Source organism: Niastella soli, assembly GCF_017742245.1.
Taxonomy (GTDB): Bacteria; Bacteroidota; Bacteroidia; order Chitinophagales; family Chitinophagaceae; genus Niastella; species Niastella soli.
Genome location: NZ_JAGHKO010000005.1, coordinates 308512 through 334720 on the forward strand (window position 1 = coordinate 308512; position 26209 = coordinate 334720).

Here is a 26209-nt window from a genome sequence, read left to right on the forward strand (position 1 = left end):
AGGTTGAAGGTTGAAGGTTGAAAGTTGAAGGTTGAAGGTTGAAGGTTGAAAGTTGAAGGTTGAAAGTTGAAGGTTGAAAGTTGAAGGTTGAAAGTTGAAGGTTGAAGGTTGAAAGTTGAAGGTTTGCCGATTGCCCATTGCCTTTTAAATAATGAATGATGAATAGCGTTATGAAGAAACTAGTGAATATCGTATTGCCAGCCTGTCTGTTGATGTCCTCTTTTTATGCCCATGCCCAGAAACAATCGGCGGCTTATAGTGATCCCGTTGCTCCGGTAGGTGATCAATCGTTAACAGTGCCCACAGCTGTAACGCCTGTTATGGATACCTGGATGCGTGACACCTATGTAATGTATGGTCCTGATGGCTACTATTATATGACTGGTACAACGGCCACACCCGGGAGAATATTTCCGACCGGTGTAGTGCATTGCTGGGACTATAACGATGGCTTGTATATGTGGCGCTCGAAAGACCTGAAACAATGGGAGCCGCTGGGCCTGATCTGGGGCTTTGACAGGGATGGGGCCGACTGGCAGAAAAAAGGAAAACCGGTGAAACCAGGCACCCTGTCATTGAACAAAGACCCGCTCGATTCCATCTACCGCGCTTTGTGGGCCCCCGAGTTGCATTATATCAAAAGCAAAAAGAAATGGTTGTTGATCGCCTGTTTAAATGGGGGCATGGGTTCTTTTGTGCTGGAAAGCACTTCAGGAAAACCCGAAGGGCCTTACCGGAATATTGCCGGTAATGCAACAAAACCTATTTTTAATAACATCGATCTCAGTCTTTTTGAAGACGATAACGGGGAAGTGTATCTGGTTGGGCATAATCATTTTATTACAAAAATGAACAGCGAGTTGACTGATATTGCCGAACCGTTTAAGAGATTGAAAGAAACACCCTACGATCCGGAGCCATATATTGAAGGGGTATTTCTTACCAAACACGATGGTAAATACCAGTTGTTACAAACCGTATGGTCAATTGCCAAACCGGGTGGCCGCTATACCTATCTGCGCGATGACGTAAAAGATACCAGTGCGTTATATAGCTATGATGTGGTTGTAGCGGAAAGCGATCAGGTATATGGTCCTTATGGGCCGCGGTATGCCGCCATTTTACAGGGCGGGCATAATAATATCTTTAAGGATAAAAATGGCAACTGGTGGTCCACTACCTTTTTTAATCCACGCGGCATCATGGGAACAAAGTTTGCCGTTACCTGCCGCCCGGGGCTGGTACCCATAAAATGGGTCAACGGTAAATTGCGGCCCGATCAACAACGCGCTCAAAAATTCTATACAAACAGCGGAGTAAATACTACAAACAAAGCCAAATGAATAAACTAACGATCCTTGTTTTGTTGCTAGGCCTGCAAACTTCTCTGCTTGCACAGGAAATAGGGGCTAACTTTAATCATGACCCGGAGATCATTGATTTTGACTATTTGAAGAAAACCCCGGTAGAGTGGGTCCGTACCACACCCTATATTTTTCAGTATATTAATGGTACAAAAAATGCGGCCACTGAACCGGGATTGGGAAAAGTGATAGCCGCAAAAAGGAAAGGCTACAAAGTGGCATTTGGGTTCCGGTGGGATTTCAGAAAGTTTAACCTCAATATTCCTGCGCCCAACTCAGACACTGAAAAGAAATACTTTGAAACGGCTAAACAAATACTCGATAGGGTAGGACCTTATATAGATGTGTTCAAGCTGGGGAACGAACCGAACCTGGAAACAAAAGAAGAAGACCTGCAAAAGAACAGCGAAGGGATAGTGCCGCTGATCCGTTTTATGGAACGGTTGTTAAGCTTAGTGGTAGAACCCTGGTATAACAGTCATAAAACAGTTAAGCGGCCCGACGTATACGTTGGTTCGCTGCCACGCCTGTTTATGAAGGAAGAACAGGAGAAACCAGGGGTTAGGGGATTGATAGAATTTGCCCAACAGGATAAGCGCTTAAAAGGATTATCGGTACATTTACATATAACTGATTCGCTGGAAATGGAAGCGGCGTTAAAATTTGCGCGGTCCATTATGCCAACCAAGCCCATTATAGTTCCTGAGTTTTCTTTGTTCAGGTTATATAATAAGCACAATGCTGACCAATTGGGTGATAGCGAAGCGGGAATAACCTTTGCAAAAAAATATGGCTATGCATCCGAAATGAAGTTATATGAATGGTATAGCAAGGCAAACAGCGAACAGGTAAGTCCGGAAGAATGGAAGGCGTTTTTTGATTCCCGGTCATGGTTCCCACAACATTTTATGCTCACGTATTACCGGTATTTTCAACAGTATGGTGTAGTGCTGGCCACTTATGGATATTTGAGTCAGGATGCACCAAAAAATATGAAACCCGATTCACCAACCTGGTTCATTAATCCGATCTTTCCCTTTAAAAGTTTAAAGGCTTTGCCCGATGGCAGCCATCCGGCCAATCCTTTATGGATAGATGATTTTATAACCATCGTGAATCGGGGAAAAGCTAAATAAGTATGCGCTATCAAAAAATTATCAGCTGTTGTATTGCCTGGGTAATTGTATTTGCTTTCGCCAATTGTCAGTCGGCAAAAAAGAATAGCCAGCCCAATATCATCATCATCTATATAGATGACCTGGGATATGGCGATGTAAGTTGTTATGGCGCTACCCGGGTTCAAACCCCCAACGTAGACCGCCTGGCGCAAAACGGGTTGCGGTTTACCGATGCCCATTGTGGAGCTGCTACCTGTACGCCTTCGCGATTTTCCCTGCTTACGGGTATGTATGCATTTAGAAATAATGCCGCCGTGTTACCGGGCGATGCGCCCTTACTTATTCCGCAGGGGATAGAAACATTACCTTCAATATTGCAAAAGAGAGGGTATGCAACAGCGGTAGTAGGTAAATGGCATTTAGGATTGGGCATCGGTACCATTGACTGGAATAAACCTATTAATCCGGGCCCACTGGAAACCGGGTTTGATCATTCCTTTATTATCCCTGCTACCGTTGACCGCGTACCTTGCGTATACGTAGATGGACATAATGTATACCAGGCCGATCCAGCTGACCCGATCCTTGTAAGTTATAAAGAACAGATTGGCGATGAACCCACCGGGTTAAGCAATCGGGAGATGCTGAAAATGAAAGCCGATACTCAACACAGCAATACCATTATAAACGGTATAAGCAGGATCGGCTTTATGACTGGTGGCAAAAAGGCAAGGTGGCGCGATGAGGACATGGCAGATGTATTCACCACTAAAGCAAAAGCGTTTATCAATAGCAATAAGAACAAGCCTTTCTTTTTGTATCTGGCCCTTACCGATATCCATGTGCCCCGTACCCCGCATGAACGCTTTCTGGGTAAAAACCCAATGGGCCGTCGCGGTGATGTGATCGTTGAAATGGATTGGGTAACGGGCGAGATCACCAAAGATATAGAACGATTGGGGCTCGATAAAAATACCCTGATCCTGTTTACCAGCGATAATGGTCCTGTATTGGATGATGGGTATAGCGATGAAGCGGTAGAAAAAGCAGGTACGCATCAACCTGCCGGAAATTTCCGCGGGGGTAAATACAGTGCCTTTGAAGGTGGTACCCGTGTACCTACTATTGCTTACTGGCCCGGTACCATTAAACCGGGGGTATCCAGTGCGTTAATGTCACAGGTTGACTGGATGGCTTCGTTGGCGGCATTAACCGGGGATTCGTTAACCGGTAAAGCAGGACCAGATAGCAGGAATGTGCTGCCGGTATTATTGGGCACTTCGGATAAGGCGCCTGCGTATATGCTGGAAGAAGCATACACGCTGTCGATCAGGTATGGCAACTGGAAATATATTGCGCCCCAGGAAAAAGGTACGCCGGACTGGCTAAAGAATAAACGCATTGAATCGGGGTTGATACAACTGCCGCAGTTATACGATCTGCAAACCGATCCGGGCGAAACAAAAAATGTAGCTGCTCAACATCCCGAACTGGTGCAGCAACTACAGAATGAACTGAAAAAAATACAAACAACGAATTTAACAGGAAGATAAAATCAGATAAAGCTATGCCAAGGATTAAATGTTTTCAATTAACTGTGCTGTGTTGCTTTTTAATAATACAGCTGTCTGCACAAACAACCGCTTCCCGCTGGACAGTACAAAAAGCCAATGAATGGTATGCCAAACAAGGTTGGCTGCGTGGCTGTAATTATCAGCCTTCTACCGCCATTAACCAATTGGAAATGTTTCAACCCGAAACATTTGATACCGCTACCATTAATCGCGAATTAGGCTGGGCCCAGGGATTGGGATTGAATGTAATGCGGGTGTACCTCCATCATTTGTTGTGGACAGCAGATAAAGAAGGATTTAAAAAAAGACTGAACACCTATTTAAAGATCAGCAGCAGTCATGGCATTAAGACCCTGTTTGTGATCTTTGATGATTGCTGGAACGATACGGCCTGGGTAGGCACTCAGCCAGCCCCCAAACCCGGGATCCATAATTCAGGATGGGTGCGGGACCCTGGCACCATGGTATACCGTTATCCGGATACAATAAAAACGTTAGAAGCCTATGTAAAAGACCTGCTTACTTCTTTTAAGAATGATCAGCGGATACTATTGTGGGATCTGTATAATGAACCCGGTAATAATAAACAAGTCAACAAAAGTATGCCGTTGCTGGAGAAGGTATTTCAATGGGCTCGGGAAGTGAACCCCTCACAACCGGTGTCTGCAGGGCTTTGGAACGAAAATCCGAATTTTACAGAACTGAATAAATTCCAGTTACAAAATTCAGACATCATTACCTACCATAATTACTCCTATATAGATAACCATCAACAGGCTATTGATACCTTGCGCAAACAGGGGAGGCCTTTGATCTGTACAGAGTATATGGCACGGCGCAATGCCAGCGTTTTTCAAACCATTATGCCTATGTTGAAAAAGGAAAAGGTAGGGGCCATTAACTGGGGTTTTATAAGTGGCAAAACCAATACCATTTTTGCCTGGGATACGCCGCTGCCCAATGCAAAAGAACCTGCCCTTTGGTTCCATGATATCCTGCGTGCCGATGGTACGCCATTCAGTAAAGATGAGATCCGGGTGATAAAAGAATTGACCGGAAAAACTAACAGGTAATATAGATTAAAATAGTTATGTCTCGCAGGCGCGTATGAAACACCAGTACTGGTGTGGCATACGCGCTTTTTTGCGTGTGACAGGGAGATTAAAATTTAAGTAATAAACCCACTAATTTTGTAGACTAAAGAAAACGTATTAATATTGTGTAATAATTGAACTGGAAATGGTTTATTGAATGATTGCTCCCACTATTAGGTGGGACTATAAAGAAGGGAACACATGTTACATACAAACTTCATATTCATAACCCCGGCGCCTGTTTTACTTACAACGGGCCGTTGCTGTTGTACTGACTGTTGAGGGGGAACATTCCATTCACCTTATCGAAATCAGTCTTGATCAGCTATACATAGTTCCAAGAAAGATATTAACCCTGTACATAAATTTTTCATTTGGTATGAGTAGGCCAACCCTCCCTATAATAGGTATTGAGAGCTGCTTCGGCCGTGCCGGCCCATAAAGGTTAGTTAGCGAAAAAAAGAAACCGGAATAGTTGCGAGCTATTCCGGCGAAACAAGGCGTTAAGGGCGGATAGAGATTGCGAGTCAAAGTCTGCCCCGCCTTATTGTTAATTACCAAAACAAAGATAATGACAAAAGCTGTTAGTGCATGGCTTCTGCCTGCACTGCTTGTTCCGTTTATTTCGTTTTCCCAGGAAAACGCACCTGCAGACCCTGCGAAGACTGCAAAAGTAAACTCCAACAATATTACTATTTCCGGTCGCATTCTAGACGATAGAACAAAAGCGCCCCTGGCAGGAGCCACCATTCACATCAAGAACACGACCCATGAGGTAGCAACCGATGAAAAAGGCGGGTTCCAGTTTTTGACCGGTCAGCGGCTGCCAATGGTTTTTCTGATCACTTATGTAGGCTACCAGCAGCGTGAAATAACCATTGGTCAGGCCGATAATAATATCATTACCCTGCATGAGACCAACTCCCAATTAAATGATGTGGTGGTAGTAGGGTATGGCACACAACAAAGAAAGAACCTCATTAGTTCCATTTCAAAAGTAAATGCCGGTGAAATAAAAGAAATACCCGTGGCCAGTGTAGATGCCCAGTTACAGGGCAAAGCAGCCGGTGTGCAGATCAATTCGAATGCCGGGGTACCAGGCGATGGGGTGTTCATCAGGGTGCGTGGCGCCACCTCTATCAACGCCAGTAATGATCCGTTGTATGTTGTAGATGGGGTATTTATCAATAACACCAGCTTGCAAACTGTAAGCACCGGTGGACGCGCTACTTCGCCCATTGCTGACATCAACCCTGCCGATATAGAAAGCATTGAAGTGTTGAAGGACGCCAATGCCACCGCTATTTATGGCGCCCGTGGCGCTAATGGTGTGGTGATCATCACTACCAAACGTGGTAATTATAATGCAGCACCCCGCATACAGGTAAAAGCATCACAAGGCTGGGCCTGGGCGCCGGAATTATGGGACCTGACTACCGGGCCACAACATGCCGAGATTGTAAATGAATTTTATGCCAACTCGTATCAGGATGCGCTGGCGGCAAACGATGCAGCCGGTATTGCCAAATACAAATACCTGCCTTTTCGTGCGTTGAACGACAATCCGGCCGCAACACCGGCGCCACGTGGATTGCCGCAAGACCAGCAAACCTACGACCGGTTGCATAAAGTTTTCCGTACCGGTTTGCTGAATGAATATGATGCGTCCCTGCAAGGTGGTAGCAAAGCCACTAAATATTATCTCGGTGGCGGTTATACCAGTCAGCAGGCAGATATAAAACCCATTGATTTCAGTCGCGCCAGTTTCAAGTTGAACCTCGATCAAAAGGTAAATGAAAAAGTACAGGTAGGGGTAAGCAATAGCCTGTACCGAACATTCAGGAACCAGGCGCGTTCAGGTGATGGCCCGGCTGGTGGTTTGTTACAATCGGCCCTGCATACAGCAACGTATTTACCAGAAACAAATGCGGATGGCAGTCCGGCCCGGTGGGCAGGTTTCGATAACCTGGATGTACTGATCAATAACTATGATGTAAACACGATCAGCTTGCGCTACATCGGTAATCTATATGCGGATGCAGAGATCCTGCCCGATCTGAAATTCCGCACAAGCTGGAGCCTCGATTATAATCACTACAATGAATCGGAGTACTGGAACAACTTAACACAATTGGGCGCAGCGCCCACTAATGGCCTGGCTACCTCTATTCAAACCCAAAACACTACCTGGATCAACGAGAATACTTTGCAGTATCGAAAAAACCTGTTTGGCGGGCATGCATTGGGTATCCTGGTAGGAAACTCGGTTCAAACCAACTCTTTGCGTACTGATTCATTATCCGGTTCCGGCTTCCCCAATAATGCATTCAGGTCAATAGCATCAGCCGCTACCCGTTCTTCTTCACAGAAGTTTACCAAGGGAAACCTGGTGTCGTTTTTTTCGCGGGTTGATTATAATTACAGCGGTAAATACTTTTTGGAAGCAAGTATCCGGGCCGATGGCTCCTCGCGCTTTGGCGAAAACAACCGCTTTGGTTACTTCCCTTCGGTGGGCGTAGCCTGGCGTGTACGCGAAGAGAGTTTTCTCAAAAATATTAACTGGCTAAGCGATCTGAAACTCAGGGCCAGTGTAGGATTAACGGGTAACCAGAATGGTATTAATAATTTTGCGGCACAAGGTCTCTGGTCGGGCGGCGCCGGTTACCCTGATGCAACAGGAGGTACCGATCAACCAGGAACTGCTCCACAACAGCTAGGTAATGCTGACCTGAAATGGGAGAAGACCCGTCAGGCAAACGTGGGTGTGGATGTTGGATTGTTGAATGGCCTGGTAACTGTAGAAGTGAACTTCTATAACAAGTATACTACCGACGCCTTGTTGCAATTGCCTATACAGGCCATTGCCGGTTTCAATTCCTACGCAGCCAATGTGGGCGAGATCAGCAATAAAGGCTATGAGGTAAGCATTTTCTCTAACAACATCCGTAAAAAAGATTTCAGCTGGACAACCAGTTTCAATATTTCCGGCAACAAAAACCGGATTGAAAAACTGCCTACACCAATCAGTTATTACAACCGCGACTGGGTGCGTTTACAGGAAGGTTATTCCCTCTATTCGTTCTGGTTGTACAAACAGCAATATGTGGATCCGCAAACCGGTCAGGCTGTATTTGAGGATGTAGTGAAGGATGGTAGCATTACCACCGCCGATCGTCAGATCATTGGCAGTGCCATCCCAACATTCTTTGGTGGCATTACCAATAACCTGCGGTATAAAGATTTTGATTTGGGCATAGCCTTCTCTTATCAATACGGTAACAAGATCTTTAACCTGAATCGCTTTTTTGGCGAGGGGGGAGGGACCCGCGATGCCAACCGCGTTTTGTTTGCCAGTCAGTTGAAAAGGTGGCAACAACCTGGTGACATAACCGATGTTCCCCGCGTTACTGCCTACGGAAATAATTATACGTTGGAACAGAACAGCCGTTTCCTGGAAGATGGGTCTTTTATAAAATTAAGTTCGGTAACATTTGGTTATTCTATACCCCAGCGCATTGTTACCAAAGCGCATCTCCAGGGCGTTCGCCTGTATTTTGTGGGCAGCAATTTGTTGTGGATCAAAAAATATTCAGGGCCCGATCCTGAGTCGAATGTAACAGGAATTCAAAATGTGCAGGGCCTCGACCTGGGCACACCGCCACAACCACGCACTGTTCAGTTCGGGATAAATGTTACGTTGTAAACTTCTCAAAAAATTATTGAAATGACCTCATTTAAATATATAGTGCCGGCATTGTCCACTTTGCTATTGGTATCGTGCAAAAAGTTCCTGGAAGTGCAGCCGGTTGATTCGGTTTCTGATGGACAAACCATCGTTGATAAAACTTCGGCAGAAACTGCCACTCGTGGTTTGTACCGCGCTTTGTCGGCCGACGGCTATTATGGTGTTACCTTTCAGTCCATTGGTTATTTGTCCGGCGACAATGTGCAGTGGACAGGCTCGCAATCGATCGTGCAGCAATTCATCTCTCATAATGTACGGGCTGATAATGCCAACATCGCTTCGGCATGGAATGCTATTTATGCTACCATCAACCGGGCGAACCACATTATTGCCAAAGTGCCCACTGTTACTGACCCATTGCTGACGGAGAATTTAAAAAACCAGCTAACCGGTGAAGCCTATTTTGTACGGGCACTGGCTTATTTTGACCTGGCGCGTACGTGGGGTGGTGTACAGCTGGCATTGACCCCTACCAATTCAGCAACCGATAAGAATGGAATAAAACGAAGTTCGGTAGCAGAAACCTATGCGCAGGTGTTGAGCGATCTTACTGCTGCAGAACCGCTGTTACCGGAAACCACCAACCGTTACCGGGCCACCAAAAAAACGGTGTGGGCCTTACGTGCCAGGTATCATTTGTACCAAAGTGAATGGGCGCTGGCAGAAAGTTATGCTTCCAAACTTATTGGCGATGCCACCAATTACAATCTGGTGAAACCCTACAGCGCTTTTTTTGCCAATAATGTAGTGGCTACCCCTGAATCTGTTTTCGAATTATCGTACAGTACAACCTATACCAATGGCCATCGCAATCAATGGCAACCGCCTGCGAATAATGGAACGCGTCAGTGGGCACCCAGTGATGCCTTTCTTACGCTGGTGAATGATGCGACTATTGGTGGTAACCGCAATACGCTGGTGGCCAAAACCGCACAGGGGCTTTGGTATGGAAACCTGTATTATCGCAGCCCGGCAACCGATCCCGCTTACGTATTGCGGATTGCAGAACAATACCTCATCAGAGGAGAAGCCCGCGCCCAGCAAAAGAATCTTACCGGTGCGCTGGCCGATCTGAATGCGGTTCGTAGCCGTGCCGGGCTTACTGCCAGCACCGCCACTACGCAAGATGACATATTACTGGCCATCGAAAATGAAAGAAGGGTCGAATTCGCCTTTGAACCGCATCGCTGGTTCGATCTGTTGCGTACCAATAGGGCCGCGGCTGTTTTGGGTGTTACCGATAAGAACAAATACGTGTTGCCCATCCCTGCTGCTGAAGTGTTGATCGATGGTTCACTGGAACAGAATTTCAATTACTAATAAATCATTCACACCATGAATGCGCAACCTATTAATGAATGGAAAGGCTATGAAAAAATAGCCTTCCGTTTCTTCTTTATATATTTTTTAGTGCAGGTGTTTCCTGTTGACTGGCTTTATTACCAACAGGTAGCTGCCATAAACTGGGCGCACCTGCGTTATGGCGATATCTTCCTGCTGGCTCATTATATGCCGCAGTTCATAACCGGGGCGCAAAGTTTTACCGGCTGGGGCATTGTAGCGGGTATTGCTGCTATAGGTACAATTATTTGGACAGTTGTTGATAAGGACCGCACTGGCACTTATTATAACCTGCACTATTGGTTACGAGCGATCGTTCGCTACCGATTGGCTATCGCCGTTATTGCCTATGGGTTTTTAAAAGTGTTTCCCCTGCAATCGCCCTATCCATCTTTAAGTAACCTCAATACCAATTATGGCGACTTTACCCGGTGGAAATTGTTCTCTATTAGTTTAGGTATTGTGCCCGGTTATGAAAGCTTCCTGGGCGTGGTAGAAGTAATTGCCGGATTGTTATTGCTAAATAGAAAAACTGCGTCGGTAGGCGCCGTATTCATATTGTTATTTACCGGTAACGTGTTCATGTCAAACATTGCTTATGACGGTGGCGAAGTGGTGTATAGTTTGTATTTGATCGTGCTGGCGCTTTTTGTTTTGAGTTGGGACCTTCAACGGATCATAACCTTACTGGTGTTACAAAGACCGGCAACTGCTAATCATTTTCGTCCTGTATTCACTGCCAAATGGCAGGTATATGCACGGTGGGGGTTAAAAGCATTTGCTGTCTTCTTTTTTGTATTACTATATAGTTTTAAAACCGCTAGCGATTATAAAAGCGATCCTTACCAGTTTCCCGTGTCAAAAGGATTAGCAAAAGCGGCAGGTATTTACAATGTGAGTTATTTCCGCATCAATGCAGATACCATTGCCTATTCAAAATATGATCCGGTGCGCTGGCAGGATGTGGTATTTGAAGAATGGAATACCATCAGCATCAAATCGAACAGACCGGTGCATATTGATTCGAACAATGTGGAACGGATCGAGGCCGCCGATGTCAACAGGACCTATGAACTGGAAGGGACCATTGGACGGCATTATTACAGTTATACCGTAGATACGGCGAACCGGGTATTGACCTTGCAGAATAAGAATAAATTTTATAAGAACGAGCAATGGCAACTGCATTATATAAGGGCCAATGACAGTACCATTCAGTTGTATGGTGTAAATGAAAACAAAGACTCGGTATTTGCCACCCTGCAACAGATCAATAAAAAATACCTGTTGAAAGAAGTGGAAAGCGCAGGTCGTAGTAAATCATTAAAACTTTAAAGGTGGGTCACCTTTCGAAGGTGGCTCTCCTTTAAAACTAAGGGTGAGCCACTTTTTAAAGTGACCCACCCTCTAAAACTAAAAACTATGTCACTCGTACAAAACACTTATATAGAAACGACACCACCCGCAACGCCGGTGAATAGGGATCTAAAAGCTCAGACTGTCGGGAAATCCACGCCGGGTGCTGCGGTTTGGACTTCTACTCAAAAACTCTTGTTCAGAATAGCCTTCATTTTCTTTATCTGCATTTCTATACCCAATAGTGTGGAGTGGTACAAGCTCGTATTCCATATCGACTGGACCAATCTGCATTACCGCGATCTGTATGATATTGCGCGTTTTGGATCGGGTATCAACCTGTTTGGTAATAAGTTGTTTGGCAGTACATTGCTGGGTTATGCCAACTGGATCATTACCCTGCTCATTGCAACGGCAGGTGCTCTTATCTGGACCTGGATCGTGAATCGCCGTAAAACAGCGCGTGCAGCATATAACCTGTTGTATTACTGGTTGCGGGTGGTGGTACGGTACCGTGCTGGTATTGGTATTATTGGTTTCGGCTTCACCAAACTGTTGCCGGTGCAAATGCCCTATCCATCGTGGGGCTTGTTGAATACAAATGTCGGCGATATGACTGCGCAGAAATTGTACTGGTTATCCATCGGTATTGTACCCTGGTACCAGATCTTTGCCGGCGTGGTAGAAGTGCTGGCCGGTACTTTATTATTCTTCCGCCGTACTACTACCATTGGTTCCATTTTGTTGTTCGGTGCATTGGGTGATATTGTGTATGTGAATTTCGCCTATGATGGGGGCGTGCATGTGTACAGCAGTTATTTTGTATTGCTTGCTGCGTTCTTACTGGTAAATGATATCCCGAAATTATACAAACTGCTTATCCTGGAACGGAATACCGTACCGGTGAATTTCTATCCGGTGTTCAACGCAAAATGGCAACGGTATGTCCGCGTAGGGTTGAAAACGGCTACTATATTTATATTCCTGGTAGTGTTGTTCTATTTACAACTTGTAAATTTTTGGTATGATCCGTACAAACAGCCTGCTGTTGCCGGTGTAAAGCAACTCCGTGGCAATTATGCGGTAACAGAGTTTCGCATCAATAATAAGCCCATTGCCTACGATCCACAGGATACAGTACGTTGGCAGGAAGCAACCTTTGAAAAATGGACCAGCCTTACATTTCGTATCAATAAGCCAACAGCCCTCGATCTGTCAAACGGTGGTGGTGATCCGCAACGGGATATCAACCGTACATTTGAATTGACTGGTGTAGGCGGCGGACAACGGGTGTTTCATTATTATGCCGATACCGTAAACAAGAACTTGTACCTGCAAGATAAATACAAGGAAGTACCAGATAGAAGGAACCGCGCTGCAGGAGTAGGTGGCGATGGTGGTACCGACAAAAACCTTGATTCTGATAGAAATAAAAAGCAGGCGGCAAAAGCCAAAAAAGAAAAAGATACAGCTGCCAATAATTTCATACCTAAAGAAGCCTGGAAGAATATTGGCAACGAGGTAGCTATGATCGATCACCGGGCTGCTTCCACCAGAAGAGACCGCGAATTTGCCGAAGCGCCTAAAAATGAAAAGCGGAACCGGATGCTGTTACATTATGAAACTACAGATGGCTCACGGGTGATATTAACAGGTATCAATGAAAATAAAGATACTATCTATGTAGTGCTTGATCGGGTTAACCGGCCATACGCATTATCGGAAAGCAGTTTACAGGCAGGAAAATATTAAGCAAGTGTATGAACAAATTATGGATCGTTTGTAGTTGTCTTATTATATGGTCGTGCCGGAGTGATGATCAGGCACGGCATGTGGTAGTAACAACAACAGGCAAAATTATCTCTATAGACTCAGCCAGCTGGCCGTCCAGCTTTCACCTGGGCCGGCCAGCTTCCCCTGCTGAGATTGAAAAGATGGATATTGATGTACGACCAGATGGGGTAGGATTGCCGGCTGGTGAAGGCAAGGCAATAGCGGGTAAAGTGATCTACATGACCAAATGCGTGGCCTGTCATGGTACAGACACTACTTCACCTGACGCAAAACTATTGGGGCCGGTTTTGGTAAGCACAAAACCTGGCAAAAATAAAACCATCGGGAATTACTGGCCTTATGCCACCACGTTATTCGATTATGTGCGAAGGGCCATGCCTTATAATGAACCGGGTTCATTAACCAACGAAGAAGTGTACCAGCTTACAGCCTTCCTTTTACAGGCTAATAAAGTGATTGGTGAAAATGAAGTAATGAATGCGAAAACATTACCTAAAGTGGTGATGCCGGCACAAAACCGGTTCATCCCTGATGACAGGCGGGGCGGAGCTGAGGTTCGTTAATGCTTGGGGGGAATATTCAATAATTCGAAAATGAGATAATGGAAGAACATAGTAAGGATATAAATCAGGATAAAGGATCAATGGGCAAGCCAATCAGCCGGAGGATATTATTAGGAGGCGCGGCAACAGCCGCGGTGGTAATGTTGAAATCGTCCTATGGTCAGATTGTGCAAAAAGCCATTACGCAGGCTGAGTTGAAAATAAGTGATCCAACGAAAGAACCGGGGCCGCCACCGGGAGTGCTGGGCACGCGGTCGACATTTGAACAACCCGTGAAAAAGCCCTCGGATACATCCTCCCGCACCCCGCTGCAGGATTTGTTTGGGACCATCACCCCATCAGACCTGCATTACGAAAGACATCATGCCGGTGTGCCGGTGATCGATCCCCATAATTATACACTCACCATCCATGGCATGGTGGAAAAACCGCTGGTGTTTTCGCTGGCTGAGCTGAAACGGTTTCCCTCTGTAACCCGCACCTTCTTTTTGGAATGTTCGGGCAATTACCGGGGTGGTAAAGAAGAAATGACCCCTCAGGAAATATGTGGGCTAACCAGTCAAAGTGAATGGACGGGCGTAATGCTTTCGACCCTGTTCAGGGAAGTAGGCGTAAAGCCAAAAGCCAGTTGGTTTTTGGCCGAGGGGTCAGATGCGGCGGTGATGACACGTAGCGTGCCGGTAAGCAAAGGTTGGGAAGATGCCATGATCGCCTATGCACAGAATGGGGAAGCGATCCGGCCTGAACAAGGGTACCCGGCCAGATTATTGCTGCCTGGATGGGAGGGCAATACCAGCGTAAAATGGTTGCGCAGGATCGAGTTGTCTGATCAGCCATTTATGACGCGGGAAGAAACGGCTAAATATTCGGAGGCTGTAAAAGATGGAAAGATCAGACAGTTTAGTTTTGTAATGGATGCACGGTCTATTATTACTTACCCGGCTTATCCGCAGCAGCTACAAAAAGGGTGGATGGAGATCCGTGGTATTGCCTGGAGCGGTCGGGGTAAAATATATAAAGTGGAAGTAAGCACGAATGGCGGAAAAACCTGGAACGCTGCAACGCTGCAAGAACCGGTGCTGGATAAAGCACATACAGCCTTCCGTTATTTATGGGACTGGAAAGGCGGTGAAGCAGAGCTCATGAGCCGCGCCATTGATGAAACAGGTTATGTACAGCCTACGATGAAACAGTTGATTGATGCGAGGGGGAAAGATATGGGTGGGTATCATTTGAACCCCGTCACTTCGTGGTTAGTGCAGCGGGATGGACGGGTGTTGTTTAAGACAGAAAGGCAATAGGCTTAGGACAGACGGCAGACGGCAGACGGCAGACGGCAGACGGCAGACGGCAGACGGCAGACGGCAGACGGCAGACGGCAGACGGCAGACGGCAGACGGCAGACGGCAGACGGCAGACGGCAGACGGCAGAAAAATTGGCGATGCAAGGTCGTTTATTAATCTCATTAATCGCGAACCCTTTCACGTTTCACGCTTGACGATTCGCCATTCACTTAACTAAAAGAATGTAATGAATAGATATGATGCTATAGTAGTAGGTTCTGGTCCTAACGGACTGGCGGCCGCTATCACTTTACAACAAGCTGGTGTAACGGTCTTATTGCTGGAAGGCAAGGAAACGATCGGTGGTGGGTTACGCACCGCTGAAATTACTTTGCCGGGTTATTTACATGACATCTGTTCGGCCATACATCCCATGGCTGTGGCCTCGCCATTTATGTCGCAGCTGCCTTTGCAGGAGTATGGGTTGGAGTTTATTTATCCGGATGTTGCGGCTGCACATCCATTTGATGATGGCACGGCTGCCGTTTTAAAAAGTTCGATTGATGAAACTGCTCAACTACTTGGCAGTGATAAGACCGCTTATTTAGAGCTGATACAACCAGTGACAAATAACTGGCCTGAAATAGCTGCTGACATCTTAGGCCCTTTCCATTTTCCCAAACATCCATTGCTGATGGCGCAGTTTGGACTGAAGGCCTTAACCTCCGCTAATTACTTATCACGGAAATTCCATACGACAAAAGCTAAAGGACTGTGGGCCGGTATGGCGGCACATTCTATACAACCCCTGACCAATGCGGCCACTTCGGCTATTGGTTTGGTTTTAATGGGGGCTGCCCATGTAAAAGGCTGGCCAGTACCCAAAGGTGGATCAAGCTCCATTGCCCAGGCGATGGCGGCCTATTTTATTTCATTGGGTGGGAAAATTGAAACGAATAGTTATATAAGTTCTATCGATCAGTTGCCGGCCGCAAAAGCGGTACTGTTCGACGTAACTCCAAAACAATTATTACAGATTGCGGGCGACCGGTTCTCTAAAACGTATACCGGGCAATTGCAACGGTACCGGTATGGTATGGGGGTATTTAAAATTGACTGGGCATTGCAGGGACCGATCCCTTTTACGGCACCCGAATGCCGCCAGGCGGGTACAGTGCATATAGGTAATACTATTGAAGAGATCGTTGAAAGCGAACGATTAGCCGCTGCAGGGATACATCAGGAGAAACCATTTGTATTGCTGGCGCAGCCCAGCCTGTTTGATGCAACACGCGCACCTGCCGGTAAGCACACCGCCTGGGCCTATTGCCATGTGCCCAATGGTTCCACCGTCGATATGACGGCGGCCATTGAAGCACAGGTAGAGCGGTTTGCACCGGGATTCAAAGACCTTATACTGGCGCGGCATACCTTCAATACCCGGCAAATGGAATCGTACAATCCCAATTACATCGGGGGCGATATCAATGGCGGTATTATCGATCTTAGACAATTGTATACCCGGCCGGCTATCCGCTGGTCGCCATACACTACACCTGCCAAAGGAATATACATATGTTCTTCTTCAACGCCTCCGGGCGGCGGTGTACATGGCATGTGCGGGTATCATGCAGCCCGGAAAGCCCTGCACGATGTATTTTATATACGGACTGACCTGTAAAGTGCGTCATTTAAAGTTGCACATAATGTAGGCGCATTCGCACCTGACAGGTCAGATTCCTTTACGCTGACCTGTCAGGACTGCTTAATCCTCCAGTTTTGCAAATTTCCGAGGCAGACCTTACAGGTCAACATTCAAATAAAATCTTAATTTAACAAGGGATTCCTGAACAGCTATTAAATAATTATAACATGTCGTACCAGAACGCAAACGTAGACAACCTAACAACCACCGAGATCAGCCCCGAACCTGTTCCTGCAAAAAGATCCTTTTTTGCCGGTTTTACAGAAGATATCTGGGCCGTAACCATTGGCAGTACTATCATAGTTGCCATCCTGCTGTTGACTACCCTGGTGACCGGCTTCAAATTACAGTTGCCGGTTTATCAATGGGCGAATACCAGTGACCTGGTAGATAAAGTATTATCGCTTAAAAATATACTGGTGATCCTTCAAACGGGTCTGATCTTTCTGATCCTGAGTGGGGCTGCCATTGGTTTATCAGGTGGCAGCATCAGGAATTTTGCAGGCGGTTTCGCCCTGATCTATGTCCTGGCCATTATTGCGCAGGTGATTGCTGGCAACAAGCTGGTTGATTATTACGGTCTGGAGTATGTGATCTTTGCACTGGTGCTGGGTCTGTTATTCGGCAATGTAATTAAACTGCCTGATTGGATGAAAGAAGCAGCCCGTTCTGAATTCTTTATAAAAACAGGTTTGATCATATTAGGCGCCGGTACCTTGTTCACTGATATCATTAAAGCCGGTGTACCTGGTCTCTTACAATCGGTATTGGTGGTGAGCGTTGTATGGTTTGTGGCGTTATGGATAAGCCGGAAATTAAAAGTAGACGATGAATTTGGGGTTATCCTTGCATCGGCTGTGGCCATTTGCGGGGTCTCTGCAGCTATTGTGGCCGCAGGCGCCATCAAGGGCGATAAAAAGAAATTGTCGTATGTAACTACGCTGGTTTTGTTGGTGGCTGTTCCCATGATGGTATTGCAACCCTGGCTCATCAAGGTATTGCACATGCCCGAGATCGTTGGCGGCGCCTGGCTGGGTGGTACCCTGGATACAACGGCCACCGTATCTGCTGCCGCAGAACTGGTAGGGGAGAAGGCTGCCAAAGCCGGGGTGATCGTTAAGTTCTCCCAAAACGTATTGATCGGGGTAGCTGCATTTTTCATCGCCATTTGGTGGACCTACCGGAAAAACCCAACCTCACAAACGACAGAAAAGCCCGGGATTGGCGTGGTTTGGGAACGCTTCCCCAAATTTGTATTGGGGTTTGTGGCTGCCTCACTGGTTTTCTCCTTTTTGATCCCTGCAACCATTACAGCCAATGTGGGTGGTACGTTAAAAGGCCTTCGCACCGGATGGTTTGCCCTGGCTTTTGTATCCATTGGGTTGGAAGCCCGGTTTGGCGACCTGATAAAAACGGAAGGCGGAAGGCCTGCGGTGGCTTTTATCGGGGCACAACTGTTTAATGTACTTTGGACCTTATTATGGGCCTACCTGCTGTTTGGCGGTATCCTGTTTCCGGTTCCTGATATAAAATAACCCCTCACTGTAAACATTTGCATACCGGGATATTGGTGCGGGATATGTATTTTAGCTGCCGAAAATTAATACCATGCAGCGTAGTCGATATTCCTTACTCATTATCTGTATCCTTTTCCAATATGCCCTGTATGCACAATCGGCCAGGGTGCGGGAAGATTTTGATAATAACTGGACCTTTCATTTGGGCGAGGTGCCACATGCTAAAGACCTTGATCTTAATGATGCCTCCTGGCGCAAGTTGAATGTACCCCACGACTGGAGCATTGAGCTGCCATTCGATTCAACAAGCCCTACCGGCAATGGTGGGGGTGCGTTGCGCGGCGGGTTGGGTTGGTACCGCAAAACATTTACGGTGCCGGCAACCGACAAAGGCAAGATCATTTATATAGATTTTGATGGCGTATACCGTAATAGTGAAGTGTTCATTAACGGGCATTCACTGGGTATGCGGCCAAACGGATATCTCACTTTCCGTTATGAACTCTCGCCGTTTTTGAATTATGGTGGAAAGAATGTGATTGCCGTAAAAGTTGATAACAGTCAGCAGCCCAATAGCCGCTGGTACAGCGGCAGCGGTATCTATCGCAATGTATGGCTGGTGAAAACCGGTACCACTCATATTGTGAACTGGGGTACCTATGCTAAATCCTCCGTTACGGGTTCTTCAGCAAGAGTTACCATTACCTCTTCATTAACCGGCACCGGCGAATATTGCGATGTTACCACTACCATTCTAAATGCAGCTGGCAGCCCCGTTGGCACGCAAACACAAAAAGGATTGCATATAGGTTCCCTGCAAACGCTTCCGCAGACCTTTAACATTCCTGCACCGGTTTTATGGAGCCTCGAAAACCCCTACCTCTACAAGGCGGTAACCAAAGTGACCAGTAAAGGAAAGGTGACAGATGAGTATACTACCACATTTGGTATCCGTAGTTATAAATTCGATGTCGATAAAGGGTTTTTCCTCAATGGAAAACAGGTGAAAATTGTAGGGGTGTGCAATCATCACGACCTGGGTTGTTTGGGTACAGCCATCAATACCCGGGCCCTGGAGCGTCAGTTACAGATCCTGAAAGGGATGGGAGTGAATGGCATTCGTACCTCGCATAATCCACCGGCACCCGAATTGTTGGACCTGTGCGATAAAATGGGTTTTGTAGTGATGGACGAAGCTTTTGATATGTGGAAGCGGTCCAAAACGCAATTCGATTACAGCAAGGACTTTGACGAATGGTATAAACAGGACCTGAAAGACCAGGTGTTGCGCGATCGCAATCACCCTTCAGTATTTATCTGGAGTGTGGGCAATGAGATCCCGGAGCAACACGCAAAAGATGGCGATACTTCAGGTGTGGCATATTTGCGGGAGATGCAACGGATCATAAGCAGCCTCGACGACCGGCCAACCGTTACCGCTAATAATCATATTGGCGATAACAACCAGTTGTTAAAGTCTGGCATCAACGACCTGATTGGTTATAATTACCATCATGAAAGCTGGCCGCCGGATGTGGTGCAGCAAAAATGGGGTCGCAAACCATTTATTGTAACGGAATCGGTATCGGCCATACAATCAAGAGGCCATTACGACATGCCTTCAGACAGTATGCGTGTTTGGCCACAGCGATGGGACCTCCCCGTCAAAGGCGCCAATCCCGATCTTACCTGTTCAGCTTATGAAAACTGTTATACCCCCTGGGGTTCTACCCATATGGCCACGTTGAAAATGTTTTTAAAGCATGAAAGCATCAGCGGTATGTTCGTGTGGACCGGGTTTGATTATATAGGCGAACCAACCCCATATCCGTGGCCAGCCCGCAGTTCTTATTTTGGTATTGTAGACCTGGCCGGGTTCCCCAAAGATGTTTATTATTTGTACCAAAGTCTGTTCACTACCAAAGATATGTTGCACCTGTTCCCGCACTGGAACTGGAAAGCAGGGCAAACAGTAGACATGTGGGCTTATTACAATAATGCCGATGAAGTGGAACTGTTCATCAATGGCAAATCGCAGGGCGTAAAAAAGAAAACAGGAGATGACCTGCATGTAATGTGGCGGGTGTCATTTGAAGCGGGCAAGGTAGAAGCGGTATCAAAAAAGAATGGAAAAGTGGTGGCTACCCAGGTGATCAAAACGGCCGGTGCACCAGCAAAAATAATTTTACAGGCAGATAGAAATGCGATCAAAGGAGATGGAAAAGACCTGTCGTTTGTTACGGTAAAAGTGGTAGATAAAGATGGTAACCTGGTACCCGATGCCGCTAATAATATTCAATTCAAAGTAAGTGGTGCCGGGTTTATAGCAGGCGTTGATAATGGTTGCCAAACCAGCCTGGAGCCATTCAAAGCCAGCGAACATACAGCATTCAATGGATTGTGTTTGGCTGTGGTGCAGTCAAACGGAAAACCTGGCATAATAAAATTACAGGCCCAATCAGCAGGGTTGACCGCTGCTACCATCGATATTACGGGTAAGTAGTAATTACTTACCCCCTAAAAATACTTTACCCGAACTTTCAAGCAGGTACCAATTGCTTGTGAGTTCGGGCAAAAGCGAAATATCTTCTTAATCAATAACGTGTTGCTAAAACGGGAAGTTACGGTTCTCAATTACTATTGAAAACAACCAGCTTGTAACGCCTGGAAAGTATCAGCAATTAACTCGCCGAACTTCTTTGACGTAGCTGAAGGCGCAACAGTGCCTTGTTCGGTTAATACCACATTACCAACCTGGTAATAGTTAGTGGTATTGTTGTCGAAGATCTTGTTTACGCTATTATTTTTGAAATAATAACACCGGCTAAAATTCAATGAGTCGGTCGTAAACACGAAATTGGCTTTCATGATCTCTTTGTTAGCCTTGCTGTAGAACAATTCAACCCAGTATTTACCTTCGCGGGCCTTGCCTCTGAAAGAAGCATGATCCAGGTAGGTATTGCCATCGGTAAGCGATACCATTGAGTCGATTGTGGGCTTTTGGTTAACAAAATTGATCATTGGTTGAGCCGGAGCCTGGGTGGCAGTAGTTTTATTACTAACATACTTCGCAGTAGTGTTTTGTGCCAGGGCAGGAACGGCGACTGTGGCAAGGAGGACTGTAAACAATCCGATTTTCGTTTTCATATACGAATGGGTTTTATTAAATCTACAATAGATATTTCGATTCTGCAAGAGAGGCATAAAAAAAGGTTTTAAGGGTAGCTTATGCAATAATGCTAAATATGTGTTAAATACGCTGGCATTCAATTGGTTGGGCTTTGCTAATTTTTTCAGCAAGGTGATTTGAGCCTGATTAGATTTTTATTAGAGACCCGGTTTCCTGCCCAAATTAACGCTCCGTGCATTTTGAAGGGCTTTTGGGAAAACGTCCTTAGAAAGGTATTCGAGGTAAGTATATGATTTTAATTGAATGCTCCTGAATTCTCTGTTTTGGGAAGTTGGAGACGCTGAGAAATGAAAAATAGTAAACATAATTGCGTTTATTGATATGTGCTGGTTGGCTTTCATAAGTACACTAAAAGTTATTGGCTGGCGTTACTAAGAGTTAATAGTTATTACAATGTGAAAGCAGGCTGAAACTTTTAAACAGCCTTGTTTTCATTATCTGTTTTAACTTAATTTCGCCCGCTGATTTTCCTTTGATAAAACGTACAAAATCGTAACACACGCAATGAAGTCAATAACCTGGTTTACGCGCCCTGGTCGCCTGGTTGTAGCAGCCTGTCTGCCGTTTATTATGAATGCTTGTTCCAGTGGAGAGGCTAATACCGTCAACGCACAAACAACCGATTCAACAGCCAAACCCAAAGCTGAAGAAAAACCTGCTGTAGCAGATGTAACCAAACCTGCTTTAACACTCGATACAGCCCTTTTCGATCGCAATAACCTGCACCTGGCCAATGGTGATTCCTCTGGCCGCTGGCCCGTTAAAACAGCGTATCCCAACCCGGGTGCCATTCTGCCCTATAAAAGAATTGTAGCCTATTATGGTAACCTGTATTCAAAAAATATGGGTATCCTGGGTGAATATCCACCAGATGAAATGCTGCAAAAACTGGGTGCTGAAGTGAAAAAATGGGAAGCCGCTGACCCCGCCATGCCGGTTCAGCCAGCCCTGCATTATATTTGTGTAACTGCACAGGGTAGTCCTGGCAGAGACGGTAAATACCGGTTGCGGATGCCGTTTAAACAAATTGATTCCATCCTGGGAATTGCAGCGCGCATCAACGCCCTGGTTTTCCTGGATGTACAGGTAGGTTTCAGCAATGTACAGGCGGAAATTCCGCAACTGGAGCAATACCTGAAAATGCCGCATGTGCACCTGGGTATCGATCCTGAGTTCTCTATGAAAACAGGTAAAAGACCCGGTTCTGTGATCGGTACTATGGATGCTGCTGACATAAACTTTGTGAGCGATTACCTGGCTAATCTGGCCAAAGCCAATAACCTGCCACCCAAAATACTGGTGGTGCACCGCTTTACCCAGAACATGGTGACCAATTACAAGAATATCAAGCTCAATCCTAATGTACAGATCGTAATGGATATGGACGGATGGGGAGAACCTTCACTGAAACACGACAGCTACAAAGCTTATGTTTGGAGAGAGCCTGTTCAGTTCGCCGGTTTCAAACTGTTCTATAAAAATGATATCCGCAAACAGAACAGCCATATGTTGTCACCACAAGAAGTACTGGCCGAAAAGCCACAACCGGTGTACATACAGTACCAATAAAAAATACCTGTAGGTAAAAATAGAAAATGGAGGGTGTCTTCAAAAGCGATTTTGGGGCACCCTTTTTCATTTCCCCCAATTGCTCCTGGAATTTTGATGACCTGGCAGGGACCTAACAAGGACCTAACAAGGACCTAACAAGGACCTAACAAGGACATAACAGGGATAAAGTCCCTGTTATGTCCGGGCAAGCTCCCTGCCAGCCCCTTGGGACTTTGGCTGAAGCCATTCTCTGGGCCGTTTACTTTTAATATATCCTTCTTTTTATTTCACTGTGACTTTGCGATAACCTGCCGATACAGAGTATGGCAATTTGTCATTAAATGTGTATATTTAGCTACACAAGTAAATTGATACCCTTTCAAACCCGGTTTTAATTCAAGGGCGGGTCGCCCAATCCTGTAAGGCCCCTTTTTAGATCCTGATAGAAATAATAGAAAAGACCAACCTGAACAGGATGTTTTTCGTACAAATAAGATATGAGACTTTTTTGTGGCCCCTATTAAAACTTGAATGAAAAAATATTTACTCTGTTTTGCTGCGATCTTTATAGCAGTATCTGCCTTTTGTCAGATGCAGACCTGTCCAACAAATATCAATTTTGGCACAGGGGACCTGTCCTTTTGGTCAGCCACAACGGGGTTGATGAATGGTCCTACACAGAGTTATCCGGCGCCCAATACCGGTCTCACTTCGATTTCGGAATATTCCATAAGCAATACAGGTATACAGGTGATCACCAGCTCTACCAGTGATCCATTTGGCTTTTTTCCCACCGTTCCCACTATTAATGGGTATGCCTACAATTATTCTATTATGCTGGGGTCAACGGCTACCTCGCGGGCACTGGGACAAAATGGTCGAAATCCCGGGGGCTTTACGCGTGCCGTTACTTATACTATTAATGTTCCGCCCGGATCTGTATCAGATCCCTATACCATGACCTATGCCTACGCCATGGTGCTGGAAAATGGAACGCATAATTCAAATGAACAACCGCTGTTTAAAGCTACTTTAAGCACACACGATAGTATCATTACCTGCGCCTCGCCTGGTTATTACCTGCCAACTTTTAATAATGCAGCAGGCGGCAATGGAGGTTCTGGTACCGGCGCAACCCTCGATTCGGCCGCAGCCAAAGCCAATGGATTTACCAACAGCCCCGTTCCATTTATGAATTTTTCGGGGAACAATTCCAGTGGCACATTGCTGTATGATGTTTGGACGAAAGGCTGGACGGAAGTTACTTTCGATCTTTCGCCATACCGGGGACAACAGGTTTCCCTGACCTTTGAAGCAGACAATTGCCGGCCAGGCGCCCACTTTGCCTATGCATATGTAGCCCTTCGAAATACCTGTGCCGGATTGGAGATCAGCGGAAAACAAATTGCCTGTACCAACACCACTGTTGAATATTCGGTGCCGGCACTGGCTGGCGCTACCTACGATTGGACGGTGCCCGCTGGCTGGACGATCATCTCAGGGGCCAATTCAAATATTATAAATGTAATGGTAGGCGCTAATGGGGGAAAGGTTACCAGCCATGAAGTAAATGGCTGCGCCGATCTGCGTGACACGATCGATATTACCACCAAACCGCCTACAGTAGCGGGTAGAATAATGAGCGATACGACCATTTGCTCCGGGATCAATAGCGTTCCGTTATCGCTTACCGATGAAGTAGGTAGTGTAGTGAAATGGGTGGCCTCAACCGATGGGGTCAGTTGGCGGGAAATAGCTGTGACCAATGATAAGTATACGGCACAGAACCTTTTAACTTCAACCCGGTATGCGGCGCTGGTGCAAAACGGCCCTGCCTGTAACATAGATACCAGTGTGGCAGCTTTTGTTACGGTAGATCCCAAGTCGAATGGAGGAAAAGTAAGCCCGGATCTCTCCAATGTTTGTCTGAACGAAAATACCCGTCCTTTACTGTCATTGATCGGATACACCGGTGGGGTAATGAACTGGCAATCGTCTGTAAATAATGCCAGTTGGAATAGTTTTTCACCTGCTTACCCAAATCCTACTTTCCAGGCTGGCCCAATTACCCAGACCATGTATTACCGTGCGGTGGTGAAAAGCGGTGTTTGCCCTGCCGATACCAGTGATATGGCTACCATAAAATTTTTCAATGTGCCGGCGCCAGCTGCCACCATAGATCCTGAAAATATTTCCATTTGTTATGGTACCTCAACCGTGCTGAATGCTACTATAACAACGGGTACAAACTATACCTGGAGCAATAACGTGCCTTTGGCGCCCGGTGGAAGTGGAGTGGTGCCATCACTGCCATACTCGATAAGCTCCACGGCCTCGCCAAAAGTAACTTCCAATGTGGTGTTGTCGGTTACCAATGCCGGTTGCCCTAACCCGTTAAAAGATACCTTCCATATTGATGTAACAAAGCCCATCATAGTAAACGCAGGCAATGATACTGCGGTGGTTATCAACCAGCCTTTACAATTCAATGCTACGGTTAATGACCCCAATGCCAATCGCTGGAGCTGGAATCCTCCAACCGGTTTGAACTTTGTCAGTATCCCCAACCCGATTGGCATGTACAATGAAACTGCGCCTGCAGCCATCACCTATGTGGTAAAGGCGGAAACCGCAGCCGGTTGTAATGGTACCGATACCATTACGGTTAAAATTTTTAAAACAGGTGCCGATATCTTTATGCCATCCGGCTTTACACCTAATGGCGATGGCCACAATGATGTCATCCGCCCAATAATGGCAGGCATTAAACAATTGATCTACTTCAGGGTATATAATCGCTGGGGCCAACTGGTTTTCAGTACCAGCGAAGTGAACAAAGGCTGGGATGGCAATCTCGGTGGCTCCCAACAATCGTCCCAGAATTTTGTGTATATGGTACAGGCGATAGATTATACCGGCAAAACAATTGTTAAACGGGGGAGTTTTGTACTGGTGCGCTAATCCTATGCACCAAAAATGCTTCAGTTTTTATTACAACTAATTATCAGGCCCG

At 46.1% G+C, this 26209-nt stretch carries 16 protein-coding genes; 15 read left to right on the forward strand and 1 reads right to left on the reverse strand.

The features are described 5' to 3' along the window. Window positions 1-170 precede the first annotated feature (170 nt). The 13 genes from J7I42_RS21780 to J7I42_RS21840 all read left to right on the forward strand — a co-directional run bounded on the left by J7I42_RS21780 (window position 171) and on the right by J7I42_RS21840 (window position 20958). Complete coding sequence (locus tag J7I42_RS21780; protein ID WP_209140986.1) at window positions 171-1343, forward strand: family 43 glycosylhydrolase; 1173 nt, start codon at window positions 171-173, stop codon at window positions 1341-1343. Further along, on the forward strand, window positions 1340-2500 hold the full coding sequence (locus J7I42_RS21785) for a hypothetical protein (RefSeq protein ID WP_209140987.1): 1161 nt from the start codon (window positions 1340-1342) through the stop codon (window positions 2498-2500). Before J7I42_RS21780 ends, J7I42_RS21785 begins: the two co-directional genes overlap by 4 nt. Before the next feature lie 2 nt (window positions 2501-2502). Continuing rightward, window positions 2503-4035, forward strand: coding sequence for a sulfatase-like hydrolase/transferase (locus J7I42_RS21790; protein WP_209140988.1), 1533 nt, complete (start codon window positions 2503-2505; stop codon window positions 4033-4035). Between the two features lie 14 nt (window positions 4036-4049). Continuing rightward, window positions 4050-5129: a cellulase family glycosylhydrolase gene (locus J7I42_RS21795; protein ID WP_209140989.1), complete on the forward strand. Its 1080-nt coding sequence runs from the start codon at window positions 4050-4052 to the stop codon at window positions 5127-5129. A 592-nt stretch (window positions 5130-5721) separates the two neighbouring features. Next, window positions 5722-8853, forward strand: coding sequence for a SusC/RagA family TonB-linked outer membrane protein (locus J7I42_RS21800; protein WP_209140990.1), 3132 nt, complete (start codon window positions 5722-5724; stop codon window positions 8851-8853). Between the two features lie 21 nt (window positions 8854-8874). Beyond that, complete coding sequence (locus J7I42_RS21805) at window positions 8875-10215, forward strand: RagB/SusD family nutrient uptake outer membrane protein (protein ID WP_209140991.1); 1341 nt, start codon at window positions 8875-8877, stop codon at window positions 10213-10215. Between the two features lie 15 nt (window positions 10216-10230). Continuing rightward, the gene (locus tag J7I42_RS21810; protein ID WP_209140992.1) at window positions 10231-11571 is read left to right on the forward strand and encodes a hypothetical protein; all 1341 of its coding nucleotides are present in this window, start codon (window positions 10231-10233) and stop codon (window positions 11569-11571) included. 87 nt (window positions 11572-11658) lie between these two features. Beyond that, window positions 11659-13344, forward strand: coding sequence for a hypothetical protein (locus J7I42_RS21815; RefSeq protein WP_209140993.1), 1686 nt, complete (start codon window positions 11659-11661; stop codon window positions 13342-13344). Between the two features lie 8 nt (window positions 13345-13352). Next, window positions 13353-13949, forward strand: a complete 597-nt coding sequence (locus J7I42_RS21820) for a c-type cytochrome (RefSeq protein WP_209140994.1) — start codon at window positions 13353-13355, stop codon at window positions 13947-13949. A 38-nt stretch (window positions 13950-13987) separates the two neighbouring features. After that, window positions 13988-15250, forward strand: coding sequence for a sulfite dehydrogenase (gene soxC / locus J7I42_RS21825; RefSeq protein WP_209140995.1), 1263 nt, complete (start codon window positions 13988-13990; stop codon window positions 15248-15250). Between the two features lie 230 nt (window positions 15251-15480). After that, window positions 15481-16914 (forward strand): phytoene desaturase family protein, encoded by a 1434-nt coding sequence (locus J7I42_RS21830; RefSeq protein ID WP_209140996.1) that lies wholly within the window; start codon window positions 15481-15483, stop codon window positions 16912-16914. Between the two features lie 191 nt (window positions 16915-17105). After that, window positions 17106-18473 carry a YeiH family protein gene (locus tag J7I42_RS21835; protein ID WP_209140997.1) on the forward strand — a complete coding sequence of 456 codons (1368 nt, stop codon included), beginning with the start codon at window positions 17106-17108 and terminating at the stop codon, window positions 18471-18473. Between the two features lie 73 nt (window positions 18474-18546). Further along, window positions 18547-20958 (forward strand): glycoside hydrolase family 2 TIM barrel-domain containing protein, encoded by a 2412-nt coding sequence (locus tag J7I42_RS21840; protein ID WP_209140998.1) that lies wholly within the window; start codon window positions 18547-18549, stop codon window positions 20956-20958. Window positions 20959-21092: 134 nt separating this feature from the next. On the opposite strand, the gene J7I42_RS21845 is transcribed toward J7I42_RS21840, so the two are convergent. Further along, window positions 21093-21602 carry a Vir family protein gene (locus J7I42_RS21845; RefSeq protein ID WP_209140999.1) on the reverse strand — a complete coding sequence of 170 codons (510 nt, stop codon included), beginning with the start codon at window positions 21600-21602 and terminating at the stop codon, window positions 21093-21095. A 547-nt stretch (window positions 21603-22149) separates the two neighbouring features. Here J7I42_RS21845 and J7I42_RS21850 point away from each other — a divergent pair. Both J7I42_RS21850 and J7I42_RS21855 read left to right on the forward strand, forming a co-directional pair. Beyond that, window positions 22150-23214, forward strand: a complete 1065-nt coding sequence (locus tag J7I42_RS21850) for a hypothetical protein (protein ID WP_209141000.1) — start codon at window positions 22150-22152, stop codon at window positions 23212-23214. Between the two features lie 513 nt (window positions 23215-23727). Then, window positions 23728-26157: a T9SS type B sorting domain-containing protein gene (locus tag J7I42_RS21855; RefSeq protein WP_209141001.1), complete on the forward strand. Its 2430-nt coding sequence runs from the start codon at window positions 23728-23730 to the stop codon at window positions 26155-26157. The last annotated feature ends 52 nt before the right edge of the window (window positions 26158-26209 follow it).